The sequence below is a fragment of the Desulfovibrio inopinatus DSM 10711 genome (genome assembly GCF_000429305.1).
GTDB lineage: Bacteria > Desulfobacterota > Desulfovibrionia > Desulfovibrionales > Desulfovibrionaceae > Alteridesulfovibrio > Alteridesulfovibrio inopinatus.
The window spans coordinates 1-24,200 of the sequence record NZ_AUBP01000017.1; the positions used below are offsets into that span (position 1 = coordinate 1).

A 24,200-nucleotide genomic window follows, 5' to 3' on the forward strand; every position below is an offset into this window, starting at 1 on the left:
TAAAACAGGTTGGAGATACACAAATCCTCATCCCGAAGCCGCCGAAGAAGAAAGACTCGCGACATCAGCGCCAGAAGGCCCGGCAACGCTTCCGCCGTCGAGCAGGCATCGAGCCGGTGATCGGCCATCTCAAGCACGACCACCGCATGGCGCGGAGCTACCTCAAGGGCGCGGTCGGGGACACCATCAATCTGTTCATGGCATGTGCGGCGTTCAATCTCAGAAAGCTGATGCGGAAGCTGGGAAGTCTTTTTGCGCTCCTGGCGTTTCTGCTCCTCGGAGGAGGCGCGAACCAGAGACCGGCGGCAAGCATCACATAGGCGCTAAAACGGTTTTTTCAGGCTCGACTAATGATGGTCTGTTCGTTTTCGTCTTGGCAGGTTAAGTCCCAGCCGTTCCCTTCGCATCGATCGCCTTCGAAATAGACGGCATGCCGTATAAGCGCCACAGGGGAACCGGCTCGGAATTCGTATCGTCTGAGTCCGCCAAGAGAACCTTCCGGGGCGTTTCCATAACTTTCACGGACTTGTTACCGCTGTTGCCAGGTCTCCTTTTTTCACGGTGACGTCTCGAAGATTGACATGTCCATACTCCTGACCATTGACGGCAATTGTTGTCGCTCCGCCCATAATCACCGAGCCGCTGTTCGATATCTGAATGGAAGAGAAGAGGCCTGTGTACCCGTCACCGATGCGGAAGGATGCCGCCCCAGTGTTGACGGTAATGCCGGAAGCGTCTTGGCTGACTGTAATCGTGTTTGATAAGGCTGAAGGCGAACATGTCGAATCATTGAAAAAGAGACGATACGTCGTCGTTTGATTGGCTGAGACCGTGGCAGGGAAACTGGCTAAGAGCCATTGGATTGGCGCCGTTGAGACAGATTTTCCGGCGTTGTATCTGCCTAGCACATCCAATTGTGACGCAACGGCCGTTCTATTTTCGATGCGAACACATGCGTGGTCGAGATTCGTGAGATTCAGCTCCACCGGGGGAGGGATGCCAGATCGAACAATCTCAGCATTTCGACTGGCTCCAGCCGTTTCTTTTACCTGAAGATCAAGAGAAGATGTCGCTGAGATGGCGGGGTGGGTGGTCATCGACATCAGCGCTGGAACGAAAAGGCAAATCCAGTGAATGTAGGATTTCATATCACCCTCTCGCAATGTCGGTATATGCATGCTCCATAACACTGAAGACCGTGATGCCAATATGATGAATTATCGAATTCAATGGGCAAACAAAAACCGCTATCCGGTAGGGACCGAATAGCGGAGAAAAGAGGCGTGATGACGTCCGCTACAATCAACGGTTGGGGAGATGATCTCTCCCCAAATCGTTGAGTAAGATTGAACGCAGTCTTTCGATTTTTTATGCCATGCCAAGAAACTGCATCATATTAAGCAGGAACCCGTCACCGTCTTCGCTGCCACCGACGAGGAAGAGCCCGTCGTGTGACCAATTGAGGCAACTGATTTTATCGCCGTCGAGAATGGTCATGGGGGTAGCCGTTTGTTTATTCATGTCTGCCAGCATGACAACACCACCGGTGAATCCTCCTACGGCCAGGGGGAATTTGGGGTGTGGGGCGATGGCGGTCATCAGCGCTTCTTCGATGGGTGAGAAGACAACGGCATCGTCGCTCTGTCCACGAGGGAGTACCCAGGCCACAAACGCTTGTTCGGCATCGGTAAGGAGCAATGATTCATCGGCTGTGAAACCGAGGCTGGTCACTTTGTTGGGATAGCCGGTGAGACCGAACTGCTTCGAGGTCTCGAAGTCGAGGCCATAAAGCGTTTTATCCTGGGTGGCACAAACAAGATAGCGGCCGCCGGGAGAAAATGCGGTGAATTGGTTTGATCCTGGCCACTCCAAGGTTTTGGGGTCGGAAAAACCATCTTCGAGCTTCCAAAGGGACATACCGCCGTGATGCGCACAGGCAACAATGGTCCCCCCCGGAGCGACGGCTAATCCTGTCACGGTCCCGGGATGCGGGCCGAGCTTTTCCGGGGCTTCATCGGCATCGTCGGCAAATAAGTAGACATCGTTTCCGGCTCCGGCTGCCATGAGTGGGCCTCGGGTGGCCACAGCAATCGGTTCAATCCATTTACCCGGAATGGAGAGTAGTTCGAGAACCTCTCCGGAGTCTGTGATTTTGAGGAACCGGCCGTCATCCGTGCCGGCAATGAATCCGCTTTTGGGTGCAGCGGCAAATGACAGAATGCCGCAATCTTCGCCGAGAGAGACGATGTTCGGTGTTTCCGGGGTGCGCGGATCAACCAAAGCAACACGCCCGTCACCTAATCCAAAACCGGCCATAGGAGATGACTTGGACACGGCGGCGCCGGTGACAAAAGCATCAAAGGAAAACGTCGTCAGGCCTGGAGTGCTGTCGTTGTCGTATTCACTCATGCGTTTGCCTCCACGGGATTGGTGCATGCGGTAAAGGCGGCAGTCAATGCGTCTTTGTCGAGGCCGCGACCAATGAAAACGACCCGGCTGCCTCGTGGTTCCTCTTCTTTCCAGGGGGCGCCGTAACTCATTTCTGCAAGCATATGGACTCCTTGAAAGACGAAACGGAGGTCAGAGTCGGCAATTTCAAGAATGCCCTTACTGCGCAGGATATCTTGTCCTTGTTCCTCAAGAACTTTTCCGATGAATTGCTGGAACGCGTCAAGATCAACCGCTCCGGGTACGGAGAGAGAGATACTTTTGAGATCGTCCCCGTGGTCGTGAACATGGCCATCGGGCATCAGGAAAAATGGATCGTTCGCCATGACTTTTGTGATGTCGAAGGCATCTTTGTCGAGAAGCGAAGCAATGGGAGCGTCACAACGCGTGGTGGTGATGATTTCGGCTCCAGGATTGATGGAGCGTATGTTGTCCAGACAGGTCTGCAATGTCTCGTCATCAATTAAGTCTATTTTGTTGACAAGCACGACATTGGCGTAAACGACTTGCCGAACAACTTCCTTGCAGCGTTTGGACTGGTCGGAGAAGTGGTGTGCATCAACGACGGTGACAATGGCGTCGAGTTTGGTGCGCTCGCGTGTTTCATCATCCATATAAAACGTCTGAATGACAGGAGCCGGTTCAGCCAAGCCGGTTGTTTCAACCAGGATTCCGTCAAATCTCCCCCGGCGTTTAATCAGTCCGTTGACGATGCGAATCAAGTCGCCACGTACGTTGCAGCATACGCAGCCATTATTCATTTCGTAAATTTCTTCCTGTGCGTCGACAACCAATCCGGCATCAATGCCGAGTTCGCCGAATTCGTTGACGATGACGGCGAATCGGCGTCCGTGGTTTTCGCTGAGGATTCGATTCAGCAATGTTGTTTTGCCGGCACCAAGGTAGCCGGTCAATACGGTGACGGGAATCTGGGACATGGACTCTCCTTAGAATAAAGCCCGAGAATGCGGGCGAGGATGCTGTGAAAAGGCGTTGGCTAGCCTTCCGGTTCGAGTTTGTCAAACAGTTGAATATGTCCGTGATAGTGCGACGTTGTTTCGAGAAAGGGAAGAGCGGACAAGAAGGCAAGAATACCTCTATCGGAAGATTATATCTTTGGGAAAAAAAGCGCAAACGTATGGCAAGATTCTAATCCCAGGGATAGACATTCCCTATAACAACCTGTAATGAGCAACCGCGAAACACTAGTGTTTGGACAATCAAATTTTCCTGCATCACACCGAAATATCAGGCCGGGGGAGCGCCGGCCGGTGTGCTGAACTGCTAGTCTGGAAATTCCGGATTGCGCCGACCTGGGCAGCAACCTTCGGTATCGTGCAGGGGAAGTCGTTTGGAGAACGCACTCTTTGGATGACGAAGTGATCCATGACATAGGCAAGGAGAAAACCATGTTGGACGTGTCCAAATGGGACTGGCAGCCCGGAGAGCGGCAGATCGCCGAACCCGGAGCCTGGTCCGAGAAGTTTGAATGGGTCGAGGAACTCACCGCATCCCCCGATGGTGAAAAAATCGCGGCCGTTGTACGCACCGAGGACGCCGAGTCCACAGTCTGCGTGAACGGAGAAGCCTGGGAAGAAACCTTTGAGCGCGTTTGGGGTTTGAAATTCAGCCCTGATGGCCGTTTGGCTGGATTGTGCCAGACCATGGGCGAATGGACCATGGGCGTTGATGGCGAAACGTGGTCTGAAAACTATGCGTACATTTGGGCGACCAAGTTTGGGCCGCAAGGCTCCATTGCCGCTGCTGTTCAACAGGACGGCGAGTACGGGATGGGCGTTGAGGGCGAGCTGTGGGAAACCATGTACGAAAATGCCAACGATTTCACTTTGGCCCCGAACGGCAAGTCCACTTGTGCCGTTGTTCAGGTCAAATCACTCGGGCAGGCCGATGTTGAAGGCTTTCTGGCTGGCGTCTTTTCCGTCGCCATCAATGGCGTTGCTTGGGACCGCACGTTTGTGAACTGCTGGACCCCGGTGTTTGATGCCAATTCCACAAAAGTTGCCTGCCAGGTTCGTTTAACACCGTTTGATTACACCATCGCGGTGGACGGTGAACCGTGGTCCAAAACGTTTGGCTGTGTGTGGGACCCGTTGTTCAACCCGGCTGATGGCTCAGTTCTCGCCCCGGTCCGTCAGGGTGGCAAGTGGGGTCTCGCGAAGAATGGCGATATCCTGTGGCAGCCGGCTTACTTCCAGCTCTGGCACACCCAGGCGAGCATGTCCGGTGATATCTACGCTATCGGTGCTCCTGTGTACGGTGAATTCACAGTCATCGCCAATGACAAAGCATGGAACGATTTGTTCCCCGCAGTGATCGATCTTGCCGTGAGCCCGGATGGAAAGCGCGCATCGGCTATCGGGAAAAAAGACTACGACTACAGCTTGGTTGTCGACGATGCCATCGTGGCCGGTCCGTACCCCATGATTTGGAAAGCCGTGTTCAGCCCTGATTCCAAACACTACGCGTCGAAGATCGAGTTGCCCGGCAAGAAGTTCACCTACTTTGTTGACGGCAAGTTATACGGCCGCACCTTTGATCAGGTGTTCGATCCGGTGTTTAGCCCCGACTCCGGGAAAGTCCTCATCCGAGGCGTTGACGGCGGCACCTACGTCCGAATCGTCGTCCCTGTCAACGAATTCTAGGTGGGAGGAAGACCGATATGAACGCTATTTACGATTTCGTTTCCGGCCCCCTGTGCTGGATCGCCTTTATCGTCTTCATTGGCGGCAGCGCTTGGCGGTTGTATTCCATGTACAATGAGGCCAAGAAAAAAGATGTGAACTCTTTGGCGTATATGGATAAACATTACGCCCTGCGCTCCATCTTGAACTGGCTTATCCCGTTTCGGGCTTTGGGTTGGAAAGAAAATCCCGGCATGACCGTCGCGACGTTTCTCTTCCACATTTGTCTGATTTTGACCCCGCTTTTTCTTCTTGGGCACATCGTGCTTTTGGAACAAAATCTGGGTATTTCCTATCCGGCGCTGCCAGACGGTCTGGCCGATTTCATGACGATTATCGTCATTGCTGCCTGCGTGTATTTTTACTGGCGTCGTAAGTCCCAACCCGACGTGAAGTTCTTGACTACGCGCAAAGACTGGTTCGCTCTGTGCGTTGCCTTTTTGCCGTTCTTTACGGGTTTTCTTGCCTACCACGGCATCGGTGGTGACAAGTTTATGACTATTCTTCATATACTGGCCGGCGAACTCATGCTGGTCGCCATACCGTTCACCCGTTTGAGCCACATGATCTTTGGACTGTTCAGCCGTGCCTACATGGGTTCCGAGTTCGGTGGCATCCGGCGCGTCCAAGACTGGTAAACGAGCACAGGGAGACAGCATCATGAAATTCGACCGCAAAGTTGAAGATGCGGGGTTGATGCGCGGCGTTGCCGCCTTGACCCCGGACAAAATAGAAAAGACGATTAAAGCCGTTCTTGACGGTGAAACCGGGGCTAAACTGAAAATGTACGCAGAAACCTGCGTACGTTGCGGAATGTGCTCGCAGGCCTGTCATTTCTATGTTTCGCATGACAATGATCCGACCTATTCTCCGGCCGGCAAGGTCCATCAGACCATGAGCCGCATTCTGGAGACCAAGGGCCGACTCGATCCTGAAGAAATCTATAAGATCGCTCAGATCGCCTACACAGAATGTAACCTGTGCAAACGGTGTGTACACTATTGTCCGCTCGGTATCGACACCGGCTACATCATGTTGGTTGTTCGTCGTATCTGCTACAAACTCGGTGTTGTTCCGCAATACATTCATGACACCACCAACAGCCATTCGGCAACCTACAACCAGATGTGGATCAAAGACGACGAATGGGTTGATAGCTTGCAATGGCAGGAAGACGAAGCTCGTGACGAGTTTCCGGATCTGCGCATTCCTGTTGACAAGGAAGGCGCCGAGATCATGTACTCGGTTATCGCTCCGGAACCGAAGTTCCGTACCCACCTGATTTACCAAGCCGCTGCCATTATGCATCAGGCTGGTGTTGACTGGACCATGCCGTCTTCCCCAGGTTGGGACAACTCCGACTTGGCCATGTTCTCGGGCGATAATGAAATCATGGGACGCAATAAACGCCGTCACTTTGAATGCGCCATGGACCTGAAGGCCAAACGTATTGTTATGGGTGAATGCGGGCACGCCTTCCGTTCGATTTATGATATGGGCAACCGTTGGCTCGGTTGGAAGATGTATCCCATTGAAGTCGTTCATGCCGTCGAGTTCTATTGGGAACTCATCAGCTCAGGAAAAATCAAGATCAAAGAAAAGATCAAAGAACCCGTCACTATTCAGGACCCCTGCAACATTATCCGTGGACGCGGTCTCTACGAAGCGTCGCGTAAAGTTGCTGCCGCCCTGTGTGAAAATATCGTCGAGATGACCCCCAATGGCGTGCACAACTACTGCTGTGCAGCTGGTGGCGGTATCATTAACTGTGGACCTCCGTTCAAAAATACCCGTACCACCGGCAACCGCGCCAAGGCCGATCAGATCAAGGCCACGGGCGTCAAACTGTGCATTGTTCCGTGCCACAACTGCCACGGCGGTCTTGAAGATATCAACCACTACTATAAGCTGGGCATCGAAATGAAATTTTTCGGCGACCTTATTTACCAGCTTATGGAAAAACCCGAAGCCTAGGGCCGGAGGAATACCATGAACAAAACACTTGGCATCCTGATTGCGGCCATGGCCATCAGCCTCTTCATGTTTCTTCCTGCATTTTCGCAGGAAGACATTGTGACACTTGCGCCTGAAGCGTTGCAGCCGCTGAAACGCATGCCCGCGGTTTTCAATCACGATGCGCATAATGAAAAAGCGGAAATCGATGATTGTGCCGTTTGTCACCACGATGCTGAAGACGGCAAAATTGTCGAAGGTGATTCGGCTGGAATACCCTGTGCTGATTGCCACGATGGAAAAAGTAATTCCGTCAGCTTGCGGCGTGCGTACCACGTGCAATGCACGTCATGCCACATTGAACGCGGTGAGGGGCCTGTGACCTGTAACGGTTGCCACACCACACCGCCTGCAGCCGAATAGCAAATCAATCCTCAGATGTCCGCTTACCACCCTAGCGGGCAATCTCCTCATAAAACGCCCGGACCGCTCCCGTTCGGGCGTTTTTTTTGGGCTGACGAGAAAAACCGTTCTCGACGAACACTGCATATTGCGTTCAAGCCCTGGAAATGATTTTTCAGGACATGAACGCAATATGCGTTTGAGGTGCTAAACAGTGAGAAGAACCCCAGTTCGTAAGAGATCAGCGCGTTGCGTCCGGGACGATTTTTACAGGACGGATGGCGTTGGCTTTTGCTCGACCGTGTTGCTCGGCTTGAGAGTCGGATTGGAATTCGACTATGGGAGAAGACTCGGGTTCGTCATGCTTGAGGTGCACGACTCTTTCGGGCACCGTTATCGTTATGCCCATTTCTTCTGCCAGGCGGAGGGCGTCCGTTATGAAGCGATGGCGTTCTTTGAGTTCTTGTGACCAGTCCGAAGTCTTGAAAAAGATGTAGACCATGATGTTGAGGGACCAGGGGCCGAACTCGTTGACCACGACATGAAAATTTTCTTTGTTGATGTTGGGACTGTTCAGCACAAGTTGTCGAAGTCCTGACACGAATCCATTCACATTTTTCAGAGGGGTGCCGTAGGCAACGCCAATAGAGGTTTTGTAGCGCCGCCAGTTGCGCCGTCCCATGTTGTCCACCGGAGACGTGATGAATTTGGCGTTGGGCACAATGACCTCTGAGTTGTAGAAGGTACGGATGGACGTTGAACGGACACCGACCTTTTCGACTGTGCCTTCCACTTGACTCACCACGATCCAGTCTCCCACGGCAAACGGTCTTGTGGTCATGATAACGAGTGTTCCGAAGATGTTTTCCAAGGTGTCTTTGCCAGCCAGGGCCAAGGCCACGCCACCAATCCCCAGAGCGGCCACGATTCGTGTGGAATCTTGATTAAAAAGATTGGCTATCGCCACGATACCCGCGATAATCGCGAATATCTTCACGATTTGAGCGATAATGAGCAGCATTGTGCTGCGTACACTGGCATTTTGGCCTGCTGTGAGGATATCCGTGATGAGGCCAACCCCTAACATAGCGACCCAGACTAACGTCATAATCATCATGATTTCCAGGCTGTAAAGCGCGGCCACCATGACTCCCCGGTATGGGAAGATTATTATAATGGTTTTCAGCCAGGCAAAGGCAACAAATAAAATTTGAGCGGGCAACACGAAGTGTTTGTAATGCAAAGAAGGAATGTCCCAGGGAAGACGTCTCTCCAAAGCCATCAGACTGCGTTTTGCGAGCCAGGCGGTTGCGCGACAGAGAAATGGTGTAGCCGCGAGCAAAAGAAATATCACGATCCACTTGTAGAGATTGCTTTTCAGAAAATAGACTAAAAGCCCTGGAGTATATTTCTGTATCATATCGTCGAGGCGCGTGTGCAGGGAGAGCCTTTGACCAATGAAGGGATCAATGCCTTCCATCATGAGATTTCGTATGATGTCGTCATAGGTCTTCCAGGTTACCTCCAGGCTCTTGGGGGTGAACTTCCAGGCTTTGAGTCCGTTTTCTAGAGTGACCACGTGCATGGTGACTGTTCCTAAGCCAGGGACCACCAGAAAAATAGGTTGTCGGGTGGTTTGGGGGTCGGCGGAAAGTTCTTCCAATTGCAGTGGGGAGCGTAAGGTGATTATCCGGTAGAGCATGACTGCCAGGACGGGCCCATAAACAGAACGCTCCAGAGGCATGAATGCGCTCATATCCATTGTTTTGAGGGCATCGACCATGCCTTCAGAATCCAGACCTTCCACGCCGGCTTTCAAGGTGAAAAAAGTACGGTACGGGCTCATGAGATCTGGAACAAAGGTGTCTCCTTCCATGTCTGATCGGGTGAATCGTTCGTACATATCACGCAGATTGCGGTACATGGCTTGAAATTCCGCACTCTGAAACATTGCAGGATCGAAATACCATCCCGTATCTGTGTGCAACATGGTGATATCGATAGTTTTTCCCTGATATGTAAAGGGAAGCTCCACCCGCGCTTCGTTCACTCCGGCGGAAACGATATCATCTAGCTTGAAGTCAAGGTTTTCTAAAAGCAACAACAGTTGTCTCGCCCGAAGCAAGACGATGGATTTATTGATGTCCTCCTCGGACTCCTCGGATGAGGTGACGAGGGGGACCACGCAGGAAAGGCCTGACTGGTTGTTCTCCTCAAAACGGTGCATGCTTTGTAAAAAGGAAGCCATGGCGTTGCGAGGCGTGTCCCGATCGCATTGGAGAGGCGATACCTGAGTAGGGACGGGAGCCTCATACGTTTTATGCTGGGTCAGGATACTTGCCACTGCCAACAGAATGCCCAAAACCAATATCAATCGCCAAAAAAGTTTCATCTTCACCCTTACGTCTATTCCGGTATTTCGGAGGGAGTCATGTATTTGTCAGAGGGAGTCTGGGACATAACGAGATATTTTTCAACTCTCGGGCTTTTCATCACGTGGTGTTCCATATTTCTCCAGCACGTGTAGCCTTACGGTCATACAATGGAAGGGGCTGGTTTGAATCGTCTTGTCTGCATAGTGGGGGAGACGGTTGGGAGGAGCGCATATTTTCCCAACCGCCGGAAACGAAGATGGAATGATGGGTTATTGCGGGATTGTGATCATTTCAATGTCTTGCTTGCTTTCTTTGTCCAAAGGGATGTGCAGCATGGTATCGAGAGTATCGAAATCGATATCGCTGAAGTTGACCTGTCGCACACGGCGATTGTGTTGCGTGTGATACGAAACGGTAAGATTGTTGTGATCGTTGAGCACCGTCCACAAGGTTGCACTTCGTTTGACATCGGAAGGTTCCAGCGTTGCGGCGCCTTCGGCGGCAGTGACGGGGACATTGAAATTGTCCAGGATGCGAAAGCCTTCGTAGAGTGTTTCCGGACCATCGACCGTGGGGCGGGCGGTTTGGGTGAAGGCAACGGCTCGAACGAAACGGGAAGGAGGCGTGAAATCGCCGGGTAAACCGATCATGCCGCTTCCACCACCAAGGGGTTTGAAATCAAGATCTTCAATTTTTCGACCCGGCAAACTCGTTGGCGAGAGATTGATATAGTTGCGTAAGTTGGTCATGTGCCAGTCGTACGATGGAGCATTGGTCATGACCCCAAGCGGTGCATCATGAATAACAAGCTTGCCTTTGAGATATTCGATGACAATGTGTTTGCCGCTATGATCCGTGATAATCCAGTGAATGGGCGGGGGAATATGAATAGCCGGTTCCACCACGGACACGACGTTGACGCCTTCTATGGCTTCTCGGGCTTCTTCGACCGTGGTTGTTGTCGTCAGAAGATACGTGATGACGTTGAGTGGGCCAATCGTATTTCGGGCCAGCACGGGATTGAACGAAGGAAATTCCGCAAAATCAGGAAGGTAGAGGACGCTGACACTCAAGCCTTTTTCGTTGAGTCCGTCGGCAAGCACATCTTGGTGTAACATATCGATACCGACAACACCGTATTTGCCTTTCCACTGCAGGCCGGGGGTTCCATCCGGCGTTTGTCCGGTAAATTCCTGACCACGCGGAATAATCAGTATGCGCGACATGAGGTCAAACGATCGCCAGTCCATGGTTCGCCCGGTAACGACATCACCATTTTCTGCCTTGAGAGCAATTGCCGTACAAGCCGAAGCTCGCGAGGGGAATATGCAGAAAAAAAGACCAATGATCAGAACGCTGATACATACGACATGGAGGGACATGGAATGCTCCTTGGTTGCGATAGTTGGTAATAAACAAGCGATTGTTTCGGTGTGATCGCGGTGCACACCATTGCAGGAGTGGTGGGAAGGAAGATAAGAATTTCAGCAAGAATTTTACACCCATCGAGTGATTGCCTTTTTGAGTTGGTCTCCTTCTTGCCTGGGATTTTTTCCAATGATGAAGTTGGCATAATGCGTCGACCCTACGGGAATTTCGTCCATAACGAAAGGCAGAAAGGACAATGTGTGGATTGTGTGAAACGAAATGTCAGTTTTTGAGAAAAAATATCGAGTGGTGAGCCTTCTCGTCGTGGGGAAGAGTCACGTGTTGTGTAGGAAGCACTCGCGAAGAGTTTGGAGAGACGTAAGAACCGGGTAAATGCGCTAAAACGCGAGCGTTGAAAACCCGTGGACGCGTTTGACGGTGATGACGCCAAGGGTATTCCAGACAGCGAGGCCGACAGAGCAACCTATTGCCGCGCCGGTTGCACCGAAAAGGGGAATGAGGGTCAGATTGAGCGCCACATTCACCGCGGTCCCGATAAGCAGGATATTTTGGAAAAGGCGTTGTTTTCCGGTCATCATGAGAATGGCGCCGACAGAGCCACAAAACACATTGGCCAATTGTCCGGCACAGAGAATGAGGAGAACGGGTGCCGCGGGGATGAATTCCGGCCCGAAAAGCTTCATAAAGAACGAGGGGAAACATGCCAAGACGGCCAGGCAAGGCGCGCCTGCGGCCAACATAAGCCGCGTTGCCTGGCGCGCAAACCGTCGCATGCGTATGGGATCACCCGCTTGATACAATTCCGCGAATTTCGGGGTGGCAATGGCATTGATAGCATACAGTGCAAAGTTGACTATCGAGGCGACTTTAAACGCCACACTGAATAATGCCGTTTCGACAGGATCGGCAAGCAGGCCGATAATAAAGACGTTGATCCAGCCGCTGAGAAAAAGCAGTGCCGAAGCCACAAGCATGGACGCGGAGGTTGTGACGAGTTCGGGGAAGGGAATACTTCCGCCCGGTTCCCCATGCCCCAATTTGTTCAAGCGTCTTTTCCAAAAGAAAACGCCGAGAATGCAAATAACACTGAGCGCAATGCTATAGGCAACAAGCGGAGCATTGGCCGGTATCATAAAAAAAGACAACACGAACAGACTGGCAAATGAAAGCGCGACTACGCCAAAATCCTGGAGGAAAACAAACGTGACGATTTGTTTCAGACCGCGCAGGCACCCGGCATTGAGTTGCGAAACGATGAATGCCACGAGTGCTACGCTGGCTGGCCAGGCATCGTTGACGGGGAGTTTCAGCGACGGAAAAAGCGATGCCGCTTGCGGTAATAGTATGGCCAAAACAAGGGCCGTCGGGACCAGTAAAAAGAGCGCATGGGTGTAGGCATGCCGTAATGCCGAAAACTGACGCGAGGCGACGAGCGAGGCGGTAAAGCGGACCATAGAGGAATCAAACCCCATGCTCGCAGTAATACCGAGAATGAAAATCACGGATTGCACATACGAATAGGTGCCCATGACCTCGGGACCATAGGTTCGGGTAATAAAGATGGTCATGGCATAGCTGAGCGCAACAGAAATAAATTTCAGGACAAATGCGGCGGCCGAACCGGACAGCAGTTCACGAGAATGACTGTCGCCGGATTGGCTTTTGAGCTTTCGTGCAAGGGGACCAATCATGACTGAAGGGAAGCCTCGTGTTTCCGGATGGTTCGAGCCCGGTCGATATATTCGAGCAGAAGAACGCTCATCAGCGCCAGAAAAAGTCCGACAATAAATCCAAGGCTAAAATTGATTTTTTTGCTCGGGAAATTTCGCTCTGTTGGCACGGTTGCCGATTCGACAACACTCAGTTCCGATGTGGCGACGGATTCGGCAACGGTGGCCTTGAGCAGATATTCCTTCAAATCCTGATACATCGTCTTCGCTGCGCTCAAATCGGTGGACAGACGGTCGTCGGTAACGGCGATCTCCGGGATACGAATGAGTTGTTGTTTGACCGCATCAAGCTGCATGGAGAGGTTTTTTTGTTTGGCAAAGTGCCCTTGGAGTTCGACGGTATTTTGCTGGATGCGGTCTTTGAGGCTATCATACACCGGATTGATGCTTTTCTGGATGGTATTCAATGATGTGACTGGCTGTTTTTTGAGTTGGTGCTTGATTTCATTAATTTGATTGTTGAGTGATTTCATTTGGGGATGCGCTTTGGTCAGCTCGGCTGCTTGCCCCACAAAGGTCACCAATTTATCGACAAGTAAATTTTCAAGTGAGGTGCGTTGTTGGCTCGGACTATAATCAATGGATGCTTGGCGAAGTTCATCGATTTGCGTCAACAGTGCTTTGGCTTCGACGTTTTGTGCTTCTGCGTTGACAATAGCGTTGTCATTACTCGAAATTTCGGATTCGACGTCACGGATTTTTGAAATCAGAGCTTGTGCCTGAGAAGACAGCTCGACGGCTTCAGCTCCGGTTTTGACGCGGAAATCACGCGCTGCAACCAATGCTTGGTAGTATTGATCACCGACGCCGCTGAGGCGTGCTGTCAGCGATTCTCGTATTGCCGCAAAGTCGCGGCGCATCAGATCATTGCGGAAGGAGATCGCCGTTTTTGCCACACCGTTGGCAATATCGGTCGCCTGCTGTGGGTCGGGAGACAGTGCAATAATCGTGATAAGTTGGTCGGTATCGTCCATGAGATCCGCTTCGACATAGGGCTGAGGCAAAATTTTACGAAGCAGTTTTTTTTCCGTGAAATCGTCGGTTTCCAGGTCTGAACCAAAAAACGTCTTGAGTTTGAGGTCGTTGATGACGCTTCGAAGGACCGGTTCTGCCGTAACCATGGCGAGGTCCGCTCCGTAGGGATCTTCCATAGAGCTACGCCGTGTTTCCGAACGAATTTGGAGCGAGGAAAGAAGGGTTGTCATGGGACTGGCGTCGTTGACGATCAGAACGGTCTTCGCTTTATAGACCGACTGCATGATGAGCGTTGTCAGCGCAACAAAGAAAAAAAAACCAAGGAAAACAGTTAAGAAAACTTTTTTCCAACGCAGAATCGTTTCCCAAAGCAAAAGCAGTTCCATGACGTATCCGTGCGTTGTCTGGTCTAATTGGAGGGCGGATTAACCACGTTGGCATTGGCGCCGGCTGCGTTGATCGTGGTCTCCTCAAACGCCTTGCCCGTAAACACATCAAGAACATCTGGGGCAAGAATGACTCCACGGCCGATATTGAATATCGGCGTCAGGATTGTATTGAGCCGACGCATGAAATCTTCCACCGAGGCAAGCGTACTCTGGGGGACATAGACGATGTCGCCACCCTTGAGGAAAAAAGCGTTTTGCGTTTTTTCTTTGAGACTAATGTCGACGGTCATGCCGTGAATGGTGCCGTCACTGTCACGGCGTACCAACAGTACGTCGTCGTTACGGGCATTCTCGTTCAACCCTCCGGCTGCAGCCAAAGCTTCCCAAATGGTCAGGTAACGTTGATTTTCAACCAATCCTGGCCTTTCCACTTCACCCAAAACATACACATTGAGACTATTGAAGCTCGTAATATTGAGATCAACTCTTGGGTCGATAATATATTCAGCCAGTTTTGTTTTGATCTCTGTACGCGCCTGATCCACTGTGAGACCGAAAAGATGGACTTGACCAACAAGAGGCAGGTCCACGTTACCGGTCGGGTCCAAACGAACCGAGCGTTGCAGATCGTCCTGGCGCCAGACGGTAATGTTCAGCTCATCGCCGACGCCAAGGGCATAGGAGGTTGTGAGGGGATTTTTTGTGCCGACACGACTTGTTGGTGGCATGGCTGCCTTATCGTAACTGGGTACCTTAAAGTCGGCGCAACCGGAAAGGGTGAGCGCAACGAAGACGAGGAGCAGTACGAAAAGAGCACAATGTCGTATTTGATATATCACACCGGTCTCGAGGTCGAAAGGCGAAAGGGATAATTCGCAATCCCCCTAGCGTATTTCAGAATGCAAGGCAATTCCATGCTCGTCTTCGGTGATGTCATGCGACGATGAGACAAGCGAGCCCCGTCGCGGTTTCGCATAAGATCACTGCGCTTCCTAAAAAATCTCCATTCAAACCTGATTGTCGTCTGGCCAATCGAAAAAGTAATCCCAAACATATGCCTGTGAGCAAAAAGCTGAGTATTAGTCCCGGAAGCGGGGTCAACACAAGGCCAAAGAGCAATGTTTGGATTAAAACCAACCATCCTGTACGCCAGGTGGCACCGGTTGCAAAGAGGTTTCCCAAACCGGGACGTGTTATTGCTTTGCCCCAAATGGACAGCCATACGGCTGCGGCTCGGCCAAGCACAAATGCATAGGCAATCGCACCGAAGTGGCCATCCTGAAAGAGTGTTCCAAAAATAATGGCCTGTCCCATGAGAAAGAACACCAATGCGATGACGCCGAATGCACCGATGCGACTATCTTTGACAATTTCCCAGAAGCGTTCACCAACGGCGCCGGAGCCCCAGCCGTCGGCGATATCGGCCAGTCCATCGAGGTGGAGTCCTCTGGTCAAGACAATGCTGCCCCCTACCGCCAACCAGCCGGCAACATGGGGATGATGGGCCAAAAGACCACAGGCAAATGGTGCGCAGATTATCAATCCCAGCACCAAGCCTACGGCGGGAAAAGTTTCAAGCGAAGCGGCAAATTCGCTGTTTGAAACGCTTTTTGCTGGGGCAAGTCGAGTGAGAAAGGACAGCGCGATGCGAAGACGCCGTAGGAATGCCATCATCCTAATGCTCGTGGAGTAAAAAGAACGGTGTCGCCGATGTCGAGATTCAGGATAGCTGCGGCCGAATTTCGGTCATAAGCAAGTTCCATGAAGCCTTGGCTTCCAGCGAGAAAGCCAAGTTCCATTTCTTTCAGGTCGGCATATGTCTGCACAATACGCCCCCGTTCTTTTTTGGGAGAAAGCAGTTCAAAAAGCTCAATCGGAATATATCCAGCATTTTCAGGAACATTGAGGACGACATTGCCGAACCGGTCGACATGAATGACCGCTGCTGCGACTTGCGTGTAATGCAATGCGGGACTGGCCAGGGGATGATGAACAAGCTCTTTGGGATCAACGGGCTGTCCGAGCTCGGAGAGTGGGGTGCCATTCGCCAATGCTGCAGCCAATGGCGCGAAGACGTCGCGACCATGAAAAGTGGCACTGATCTTCCCGTACCCAAGATGCGAGTCCATGTTCGTGACGAGGACAAGTTCCTGTACCTTATGATAGTCGATTACCATGCTGAGCAGACCATTGTCCGGAGCGAGAAGAAAGCGGTCTTTCACGCGAGCAGCCACAATACGTCGATTGGACCCGACACCGGGATCGACAACAGCCAAGAAAACGGTCTTTTCCGGTGCGGTCATGAGACTGGCACACAAAAAAAAGCCGCCTTGTAAGACATTATGCGGCCTTACCCCATGGGTGAGGTCATAGATGCGAGCGTGGGGGGCCAGGCTGGCAAGAACTCCTTTCAATTGCCCGACATACGGGTCGTCATAACCGAAGTCCGTCAAAAGCGAGATACACAAATCCATAATCGGTCCAGTCCGCTAAAGGTGCAACAAACCTTTTTCCCATACCCTTTTTCGCGAATTCCCGCCAGGGGGAGGGCTGGATGTTGTTGAGGAAAAAGAAGTATTTTCTTCGCCTTGCACCATAGAAAACCGTTATTCAGACGTGGGTATATGTGCTTGCAGTTTGTGTGGAAAAAAACGGCTGAATAAGGCATGAAAGAAGGTGGGCGTGATACGGTTGATGTGAAATCGTATGCGGCCGTTGAGTCGTTTGAGGCGCTTTCAGAACGTATTTTCTACAACGTTTTGCGCATTGCCGGAGGCAATGATGCTTGAAAAAATTTTATACTCGCTGCTCGTGGTAGGAATGCTCTGTTTGATGGGAAGCACTGTGACATGGGCCGAGGAGTTGGAATGCGGGACCTGGACGATTGTTTCATTGAAGGCCATTGATCCGCAAACACCGATGCCGCGTGGATTGGGAAGAATTCTTGGCCAAAATATCGACGTATATCCCCACGAAATTCGATTCGGTGGACGGCGTTGCCGGATAAACGACGTGCATTCGCAGGTGCTTGGCGCTGATGCCGTTGCACAGCGCCTCGGATGCTCTATAAGCGGGCTTGGATTAATACAAGACGATACGGTGACCGTCATTGAGACAGGCTGTTCGCTTCTTGGCCTGAGTACGATTTATGCTTTTCCGGATAGTCGCCGCGCATTTGTCGTAGAAGGGCATGTTGCGATCATGTTCCCTGCAATAGATTCTTCGTCAATGAAGGGAACACCGTAGCCCTCTCGCGGTGAGCAGCTATTTAAATTTTACCTGAATAACAATCTCGTCTTTGCCATCTCGCAGTTCGAAATCTTGCGTAAGTCGTTTGACTTCCATGGAATAGGTTTCCATCGAGCTGATTTTGACTTCGCGTTCTTGCTTCTGACCAATCTTGATGGTCTGTTTGGATGGACCGATTTTGAAAATAATACGGTCTCCATTGGCGTACCAGAAGTAGATCCGTTTTTTCTCGCGAAAGGTATAATCTGGAGCAAAATCGAGCAGATCGACTTTGAGGCGCTTCATGAAGTCCAGGTCGAGTTGGTAAATGTAACCGGTCAGCCGTGTGAGATATTGATTTTCGATATAATATCGACCGGATGCCTCGTCGTATTGCCGCACGAAGTTGGCGTATCCACCGATGATGGTGAAATCGAGTTTCCCTGGCTTTTTTCCGCCAAGGCCGCCAAAGATCTTTTTGAGCTGGCTGATGGACAATTCCGGGAGAGAATCGTTTTGGGCGTGCGCACTTCGCAGGGGAAGCATCATACAACAACACAGAAAAAGGGCCGCAAGGGCATGTCGTCGCGTCATGGGATATCCTTGGTGCCGGGCAAATGTCCTTGCCGATGTGGCGTACTGGCGTTCAGGTTCAAAAAGAGGTAGAAACGCGCCTCACATACAATCTGGAGTCTCTGATGATTGCTCTCCAGACCGTTCACTCTCTGTATAGACCGCTTTTTCGGACCGTGCAATGCGTGGTAGACATGATTGCCGGATCGTTTCTAAACTGCAGGACAACGCCATGCCCGAAGACAAAACCACACCGGATGTTTCCGAGATTGCTTTTTCGGCCGATATTTCGGTCCAGAATTTGCCAGAGCCGTTAGCCGCTGCCGCGACCGGAACGCGTTTGACATTGGAACAGGCGCAAAAGCTGGCAGAAACCGCGTCGGTTCACGATTTGGGCCGGGCCGGCCTGGAGGCACGACGTACCCGACATGGTATGAATGCATACTATGTTCGGAATGTGCATCTCAACTACACCAATGTCTGCATCAATGCCTGCCGATTCTGTGCATTCAGCAAGCGACCTGGCGATGAGGGCGCGTATGCGTTGAATGTGGAAGAGGCGATCAAACTTGTCGACACCCCGGCTGCGCGTGGTGTCGATGAAGTCCATATCGTTGGCGGCCTCAATCCGGACTATCCCTTTTCATTCTATGAGGATTTGCTCAAAGCGGCGAAAGATCAATTTCCAGATGCTGCGGTCAAAGCGTTTACTGCTGTAGAAGTTGCGCACTTGGCCGATACGCATTCATTGAGCGAAGAAGCCGTCTTGGAACGCCTCATGAAAGCAGGTCTGGATATGTTGCCGGGAGGCGGTGCCGAAGTCTTTTCACCGGCCCTGCGCGCCAGGCTCTGTCCGGAGAAAGTTTCGGGTGAGCGCTGGCTCGGTGTGCATGAAAAAGCCCATAAATTGGGCTTGCCCACTAATGCTACCTTGCTGTTCGGCCACATTGAAACCTGGGCTGATCGGTTGGATCACATGGCGGCGATTCGAGACCTGCAAGACAAGACCGGCGGGTTCAAATGTTTTATTTTACTGCCGTATCAGCCAGCCAATAACCCCTTGGGGGGAGCTGGCGTCGATGGGGTGGATTATTTACGAACAATGTCTCTCAGCCGCTTGTTTCTCGACAATGTCCCGCACTTGAAAGCCTATTGGGTGTATGCTGGTATCAAGGCGGCGCAAATGGCGTTGCACGCTGGGGCCGACGACATGGACGGCACGTTGATTGAAGAACGCATCGGTCATGCCGCTGGAGCGAACACGCCCAAAGGATTGACCGTTTCCGACCTTGAACACGCCATTACGGCAGCGGGATTTACGCCGGTGCGGCGTTCGGCGCAGTTTGAGACCTTGGACGGATAAGCGCGACGAGCCTTTTACGTTTTGTATAAACATGGGGAATGGCGTTCGCCTATCCCCATGTTTGGTCGCGAAGCAGATTGGCGGCCAGCGTCCACATCGTCAGACAAATCAGACCATCCAACACCCGCCACGCTGTTTTCGTGCGCAGTACCGGTGCCAGCAACCGGCCTCCCAAACCCAGACTGAAAAACCAACACGCCGACGCGCACATGGCTCCGAAGCCAAACATCATCCGTTGCGCTTCCGGGAATTGACTGCTCACGCCGCCCAGCAACACCACCGTGTCGAGATAGGCATGCGGGTTGAGCAAACTCACGGCCAATGCCGTGGCCAGAAAGAGGCGCAGCGATTGTGGCTTGGTACTTTCCGGGTTGAGTTGTCCACCTTGTAGGGCCGAGCGCAGTGAACACCATCCATACCACAAGAGAAAAATGGCTCCACCGAGTGCAGTGAGGGTGACGAGTTCCGGACGACTCGCCACAAGCGAACCGAGCCCGGTTACGCCTACACTGATGAGGAGGATATCACAGCATGTACAAATCAGTGCTGCCAGGGCAGCACGATCTCGATGAACCCCACGTGCCAGCACAAAGGCATTTTGCGCGCCAATAGCGATAATTAAGCCCGCTCCAAGACCAAAACCGGAAAAAAACGCTTCCATTGAAATCTCCAGTATACCCAAGCAAAGGTGATATTTCTGAATGAGGAGAATCACACGCGATGCCATTCGTCCAATGAATAGTTTTCTTTCTTCATGAATTTTTCTAATGATGATGCATGATCGACACGAAATTAACCGCGGCTTTGACCGCAGTGCTTGATGAGGCTGGTTTTGAAAAAGCGGCAAGCCGCCTGGGTATCACCCAGTCGGCCGTTTCGCAGCGTTTGCGTTTGCTTGAAGAGCAATTGGGTGCGCCTGTGCTTGTACGATCGAATCCACCGCGTCCAACGGCAGTTGGACAGGTGCTCTTGCGGCATCATCGCAAAGTGGCGCAGTTGGAAGAGGAATTGTGGACCGATTTGCGTGCAAATACCGCCGGACCAACACGCCTCGCGGTCGCCGTCAATGCTGACAGCCTGGCGACATGGTTTCTTGAAGCCGTACAGCCGCTGATCATATCGGGCCGGATCATGCTTGATATTCATGTGGATGATCAGGACGTCACGGAGGCCTTATTGCACAACGGCGAAGTGGTGGGGTGCATCAGCACCCGCAAAACGCAGTTTCGTGGATGCGAATGCCGGCGACTGGGCCGTATGGACTATCTTTGTGTTGCCACACCGGCATTTGCCGAACGCTGGTTTCCGGAAGGACTGACAGTGAGTTCCCTTACGACAGCCCCGGCTGTTGTGTTCAATCGCAAAGATGCCGTTCACGACCGATTCCTTGGGGCGGTGTTTGGCCATGTGTGCGACAAAAAAGACGCTCCCCGCCATTATGTCCCGTCGTCCGAAAGCTTTGTTGACTTCATTCTCGCACACTGCGCGTACGGTCTTGTCCCTCAACCACAAGCCCAAAAGCATCTCGATACGGCCACATTGGTCAATCTTTCACCAGGGAATACTTGCCCGGTACATCTCTATTGGCATGTCTGGAATATTGGGTCGCGTGTATTGGAGGAATTGACAGATTGTTTGGTTGGAGCATGGGGAACTGATTTATGATGAACCACGTTGACAAGGATGCTGCACGGGAAGCATAGAATACAATATGGTGGTCTCTTTGCAGGAGAAGGGACCGTCGCCGTGTTGTTTGTAACGCTGCGTACGACACTTTTTAAACTTCCTTTTAGGAGAACGTTATGAAGCGAGTCGTTGTCGTTTTTGTGTTTGCTGTATGCTTGTCGTGGTTCAATTTTTCCATATCCGCACACGCCGCAGAGCCGGGGTATAACCCCAAAGACGGTGTCATACGAGTTTATGGCGCTGGAGGTCCGGATACGGCGTTACGTCGAGTGGCCAAAGAATTTCAGAAGGAAACCGGGACGGAGGTGGTGATTACGGCCGGTCCACAGAGCAAATGGAGTGCGGACGCAAAGAAAAATGCGGACATCCTGTGGGGGACTGCTGAACAGTCTATGACGGCGTTTCTCGATAGCTTTATGGAATTTGATACCCATGATGTCTTGCCCATTTACATTCGTCCGTCGGTTATTGCGGTCAAGAAAGGAAATCCGAAGAACATCAAAGGAATACACGATCTCTTGCAGCCAGGTATGAAGATTGTCGTCACGGAAGGCGGAGATGACTACAACACCTCGGGCACGGGGGTATGGGAAGATGTGGTCGGTCGTCTTGGCTCTTTGGAAGACGTGAAAGCATTTCGCAAGAATATTGTCAGTCAGGCAAAGGGAAGTGGGGCAAGTTTTCGCGCATTCAAAGAAAAAGACGCAGATGCTTGGATTACGTGGGCGCACTGGGCCATCAACAATCCTGATGTTGCCGATTTCGTCGAGATTGAGCCGGAACGTCGAATCTATCGTGATTTGACCGTTGTCACCAATGACAAGGCCGATCCGGCGTCGGTGACATTTATTGAGTATCTGCGCGGCGACACGGCGCGAGAGATTTTTGAGTCTGAAGGGTGGTCGCAATAAAAATGAAAGTGCTGGGGAGGGGGGGCCTCCCCAGCGCAGGAGACGCGCCTTTGTCCATTGAGGCGGCAGGGCAGTGGTCAGGGGACGGTTCTTGAGCGTGGTGACTCACGAGGTTCACATGGAGGGGTGTTGACCTCGTTCCTCTCTCCCATTCCACAATATTATGCGCAGAGTTGCGCAAAGCTTTCGGCGGCATGATACGAACTGCGTACCAGCGGCCCGGATGCGACGTGTTTGAAGCCCATTGATGTTCCGACTTCGGCCAAGTGGTTGAATGTATCCGGGTGGACATATTCAATCACGGGATGATGCTGAGGAGAGGGGCGCAGATATTGACCGAGTGTCAGGGTTTGGCAACCAGCTTCAATCAAGTCATGCATCACTGCGATGACTTCTTCCTGGGTTTCCCCCAAGCCGAGCATCAAGCCTGATTTGGTCGTTATCTGTTGGTTGGAGCTGTGCTGCGCAACATGGTGTATGAGCTGGATGGATCGCGAATAGATCGCTTGGGGACGCACAGACGGATAAAGACGCGGAACGGTTTCGACATTGTGATTGATGACGTCCGGGGCGGCGTCGATAACCATCTTCAGTGGAGCATCCTGTCCTTTGAAATCCGGAATAAGCACTTCGACCGTGGCATTCGGGAGCTCGCGTTTGATGGCCCGTATTGTCTCGGCAAACTGACCGGCACCGTCGTCAGGAAGGTCGTCGCGGGTGACAGACGTCACAACGACATGGCGTAATCCGAGCTGTTTGGACGTCAATGCGACCATCTCCGGTTCGTCAGGGTCAGGGCTATTTGGCCGGCCATGTGTCACCGCACAAAACGCACAATCGCGGGTGCAGATGTCGCCCAAAATCATGAAGGTGCATGTTTTGCTGGCAAAACATTCGCCGATATTTGGACATTGGGCGCTTTCGCAGACGGAATGCAGATGTCCTTTATCCAGCAGTGACTGGATGCGATCCATATCCTGTGCATTGGGGGCTGGAAGCACCAGCCAATCAGGCCTTTTCACAACATTCCTCCTCAAGAATCTCTTCCAATCTCGCGGGTTGCATAAGCGTTTTGAATATATCGGAGAATTGTCTGCGCATTTCATCACGAACAATTTCAACAGAAATGGGCCGTTCAAGCACGCGGGTCATCGAAGTGACGCCATGATCCGAGATGCCGCAGGGAACGATAAACGAGAAATGTTCAAGATCAGGACATACATTCAGCGCGATACCGTGCATGGTGGTCCATTTACGAACAGCGATTCCCATAGCCCCGATTTTGGATTCACCGACCCAGACGCCGGGGTACTCGGATTTGCGGCTGGCCGTGATGTCGAATGCGCGGAGCGTTCGGATCATAACTTCTTCCATCTTGCGTGCATACGCATGAAGGTCCCGTTCCTCATCTTCTAGTCCGATGATCGGATAGCACACGAGCTGTCCGGGGCCATGATAGGTGATGTCGCCGCCTCTGGTCGTCTCATGTACCGTGATGTCGTGCTGTTTCAGAACGGTATCGTCGACAAGGAGATGATGCAGGCCACCGCTTCGCCCAATGGTGAAGCACGGATTATGTTCCAGAAAGATCACGACATCCGGAATATGTCCTTGCTGTCTTTTGTGATGAAGCACTTCCTGAAGACGAGTCATCTCCGCATAGTCTTGCCTCGGAAGTTCCAACCACACTGCGCCGTCATGGGGAGTTGTTTCATTCATACGCATGGTTCTTCATGGGGTGGAGGTGAAATGGATTGGAGGGAGAAAAGCAATATGTGTGCCGGGAAAAAGGCGTCCATGTTTTCAATGATCAGGCTTTGTGTTTTCGCATCGTCTCACAACAATATGATATCCAGAAAAACACAAGAAGGTGTAGCTCTCGGGAAGAGCGCTCCTCGTTGGAGAGGATGCGAGAGCGGAATAACGATGCGTTTTGAGGCGTGACGATGGCGGGCTGCGGCAATGGTGTGCGAACGGAAAATGGAAGGAGCGAAATGGTGCGGAATACACGTCGAATTTTGGGGGCATGGGGGGGCTTTGACCGTACTCGTTCTGGTATTGACCTGTACGTTACCG

Annotated in this window: 24 protein-coding genes; 10 read left to right on the forward strand and 14 right to left on the reverse strand. The window is 51.9% G+C overall.

Annotation, left to right across the window (positions count from 1 at the left end):
• Positions 1-320 (forward strand): transposase (locus G451_RS28970; protein WP_027185540.1); only part of this gene is annotated, 320 nt, incomplete at its 5' end.
• Between the two features lie 198 nt (positions 321-518).
• Here G451_RS28970 and G451_RS0111565 read toward each other — a convergent pair.
• From G451_RS0111565 to G451_RS0111575, 3 genes are all read right to left on the reverse strand, one after another.
• A complete protein-coding gene (locus tag G451_RS0111565; RefSeq protein ID WP_156921605.1) occupies positions 519-1,148 on the reverse strand; it encodes a hypothetical protein in 630 nt (209 codons plus the stop codon).
• 220 nt (positions 1,149-1,368) lie between these two features.
• Positions 1,369-2,409, reverse strand: coding sequence for a WD40 repeat domain-containing protein (locus G451_RS0111570; RefSeq protein ID WP_027184389.1), 1,041 nt, complete (start codon positions 2,407-2,409; stop codon positions 1,369-1,371).
• The gene (locus G451_RS0111575; protein ID WP_027184390.1) at positions 2,406-3,386 is read right to left on the reverse strand and encodes a CobW family GTP-binding protein; all 981 of its coding nucleotides are present in this window, start codon (positions 3,384-3,386) and stop codon (positions 2,406-2,408) included. Before G451_RS0111575 ends, G451_RS0111570 begins: the two co-directional genes overlap by 4 nt.
• A gap of 429 nt (positions 3,387-3,815) precedes the next feature.
• Here G451_RS0111575 and tmcD point away from each other — a divergent pair, with 429 nt between their 5' ends.
• From tmcD to tmcA, 4 genes are read left to right on the forward strand one after another with little or no spacing between them, the layout of a single operon-like run.
• Complete coding sequence (gene tmcD, locus G451_RS0111580; protein ID WP_245587811.1) at positions 3,816-5,111, forward strand: electron transfer complex subunit TmcD; 1,296 nt, start codon at positions 3,816-3,818, stop codon at positions 5,109-5,111.
• A 17-nt stretch (positions 5,112-5,128) separates the two neighbouring features.
• A complete protein-coding gene (gene tmcC / locus G451_RS0111585; protein ID WP_027184392.1) occupies positions 5,129-5,788 on the forward strand; it encodes a TmcC family electron transfer complex membrane anchor subunit in 660 nt (219 codons plus the stop codon).
• 22 nt (positions 5,789-5,810) lie between these two features.
• Entirely contained in the window at positions 5,811-7,124 is a 1,314-nt protein-coding gene (tmcB, locus tag G451_RS0111590) for an electron transfer complex ferredoxin TmcB (protein WP_027184393.1), read from the forward strand.
• 15 nt (positions 7,125-7,139) lie between these two features.
• On the forward strand, positions 7,140-7,526 hold the full coding sequence (gene tmcA, locus G451_RS0111595; protein ID WP_027184394.1) for an acidic tetraheme cytochrome c3 TmcA: 387 nt from the start codon (positions 7,140-7,142) through the stop codon (positions 7,524-7,526).
• Between the two features lie 220 nt (positions 7,527-7,746).
• On the opposite strand, the gene G451_RS0111600 is transcribed toward tmcA, so the two are convergent.
• The 7 genes from G451_RS0111600 to G451_RS0111630 form a co-directional block, all read right to left on the reverse strand.
• The gene (locus tag G451_RS0111600; protein WP_027184395.1) at positions 7,747-9,897 is read right to left on the reverse strand and encodes a mechanosensitive ion channel family protein; all 2,151 of its coding nucleotides are present in this window, start codon (positions 9,895-9,897) and stop codon (positions 7,747-7,749) included.
• Between the two features lie 252 nt (positions 9,898-10,149).
• Entirely contained in the window at positions 10,150-11,262 is a 1,113-nt protein-coding gene (locus tag G451_RS0111605; protein ID WP_027184396.1) for a linear amide C-N hydrolase, read from the reverse strand.
• Positions 11,263-11,646: 384 nt separating this feature from the next.
• Positions 11,647-12,960 (reverse strand): flippase, encoded by a 1,314-nt coding sequence (locus G451_RS32690; RefSeq protein WP_027184397.1) that lies wholly within the window; start codon positions 12,958-12,960, stop codon positions 11,647-11,649.
• On the reverse strand, positions 12,957-14,360 hold the full coding sequence (locus tag G451_RS0111615; RefSeq protein WP_027184398.1) for a GumC family protein: 1,404 nt from the start codon (positions 14,358-14,360) through the stop codon (positions 12,957-12,959). Before G451_RS0111615 ends, G451_RS32690 begins: the two co-directional genes overlap by 4 nt.
• A gap of 23 nt (positions 14,361-14,383) precedes the next feature.
• Positions 14,384-15,202 carry a polysaccharide biosynthesis/export family protein gene (locus G451_RS0111620; protein WP_027184399.1) on the reverse strand — a complete coding sequence of 273 codons (819 nt, stop codon included), beginning with the start codon at positions 15,200-15,202 and terminating at the stop codon, positions 14,384-14,386.
• A 94-nt stretch (positions 15,203-15,296) separates the two neighbouring features.
• A complete protein-coding gene (locus tag G451_RS0111625) occupies positions 15,297-16,037 on the reverse strand; it encodes an adenosylcobinamide-GDP ribazoletransferase (RefSeq protein WP_245587812.1) in 741 nt (246 codons plus the stop codon).
• Positions 16,034-16,837, reverse strand: coding sequence for an SAM hydrolase/SAM-dependent halogenase family protein (locus G451_RS0111630; RefSeq protein ID WP_027184401.1), 804 nt, complete (start codon positions 16,835-16,837; stop codon positions 16,034-16,036). The genes G451_RS0111625 and G451_RS0111630 overlap by 4 nt, the downstream gene beginning before the upstream one ends.
• A 192-nt stretch (positions 16,838-17,029) precedes the next feature.
• On the opposite strand from G451_RS0111630, the gene G451_RS35185 reads away from it, so the two are divergent.
• Complete coding sequence (locus tag G451_RS35185; protein ID WP_281171561.1) at positions 17,030-17,152, forward strand: hypothetical protein; 123 nt, start codon at positions 17,030-17,032, stop codon at positions 17,150-17,152.
• Complete coding sequence (locus G451_RS0111640; RefSeq protein ID WP_027184402.1) at positions 17,145-17,609, forward strand: hypothetical protein; 465 nt, start codon at positions 17,145-17,147, stop codon at positions 17,607-17,609. The genes G451_RS35185 and G451_RS0111640 overlap by 8 nt, the downstream gene beginning before the upstream one ends.
• Positions 17,610-17,627: 18 nt before the next feature.
• On the opposite strand, the gene G451_RS0111645 is transcribed toward G451_RS0111640, so the two are convergent.
• Positions 17,628-18,185 (reverse strand): hypothetical protein, encoded by a 558-nt coding sequence (locus tag G451_RS0111645; protein WP_027184403.1) that lies wholly within the window; start codon positions 18,183-18,185, stop codon positions 17,628-17,630.
• A gap of 211 nt (positions 18,186-18,396) precedes the next feature.
• On the opposite strand from G451_RS0111645, the gene mqnE reads away from it, so the two are divergent.
• Complete coding sequence (gene mqnE, locus G451_RS0111650) at positions 18,397-19,527, forward strand: aminofutalosine synthase MqnE (RefSeq protein ID WP_084448527.1); 1,131 nt, start codon at positions 18,397-18,399, stop codon at positions 19,525-19,527.
• Positions 19,528-19,576: 49 nt separating this feature from the next.
• On the opposite strand, the gene G451_RS0111655 is transcribed toward mqnE, so the two are convergent.
• Positions 19,577-20,188 carry a LysE/ArgO family amino acid transporter gene (locus tag G451_RS0111655; protein WP_027184405.1) on the reverse strand — a complete coding sequence of 204 codons (612 nt, stop codon included), beginning with the start codon at positions 20,186-20,188 and terminating at the stop codon, positions 19,577-19,579.
• Between the two features lie 116 nt (positions 20,189-20,304).
• Here G451_RS0111655 and G451_RS0111660 point away from each other — a divergent pair, with 116 nt between their 5' ends.
• Both G451_RS0111660 and G451_RS0111665 read left to right on the forward strand, forming a co-directional pair.
• Complete coding sequence (locus G451_RS0111660; RefSeq protein ID WP_027184406.1) at positions 20,305-21,192, forward strand: LysR family transcriptional regulator ArgP; 888 nt, start codon at positions 20,305-20,307, stop codon at positions 21,190-21,192.
• Between the two features lie 137 nt (positions 21,193-21,329).
• On the forward strand, positions 21,330-22,124 hold the full coding sequence (locus G451_RS0111665; protein WP_027184407.1) for a substrate-binding domain-containing protein: 795 nt from the start codon (positions 21,330-21,332) through the stop codon (positions 22,122-22,124).
• A gap of 161 nt (positions 22,125-22,285) precedes the next feature.
• On the opposite strand, the gene lipA is transcribed toward G451_RS0111665, so the two are convergent.
• Together lipA and lipB are read right to left on the reverse strand one after the other, a co-directional pair.
• On the reverse strand, positions 22,286-23,146 hold the full coding sequence (gene lipA / locus G451_RS0111670) for a lipoyl synthase (protein WP_027184408.1): 861 nt from the start codon (positions 23,144-23,146) through the stop codon (positions 22,286-22,288).
• Positions 23,133-23,849, reverse strand: a complete 717-nt coding sequence (gene lipB, locus G451_RS28980) for a lipoyl(octanoyl) transferase LipB (protein ID WP_034641986.1) — start codon at positions 23,847-23,849, stop codon at positions 23,133-23,135. The genes lipA and lipB overlap by 14 nt, the downstream gene beginning before the upstream one ends.
• Positions 23,850-24,200: the final 351 nt, after the last annotated feature.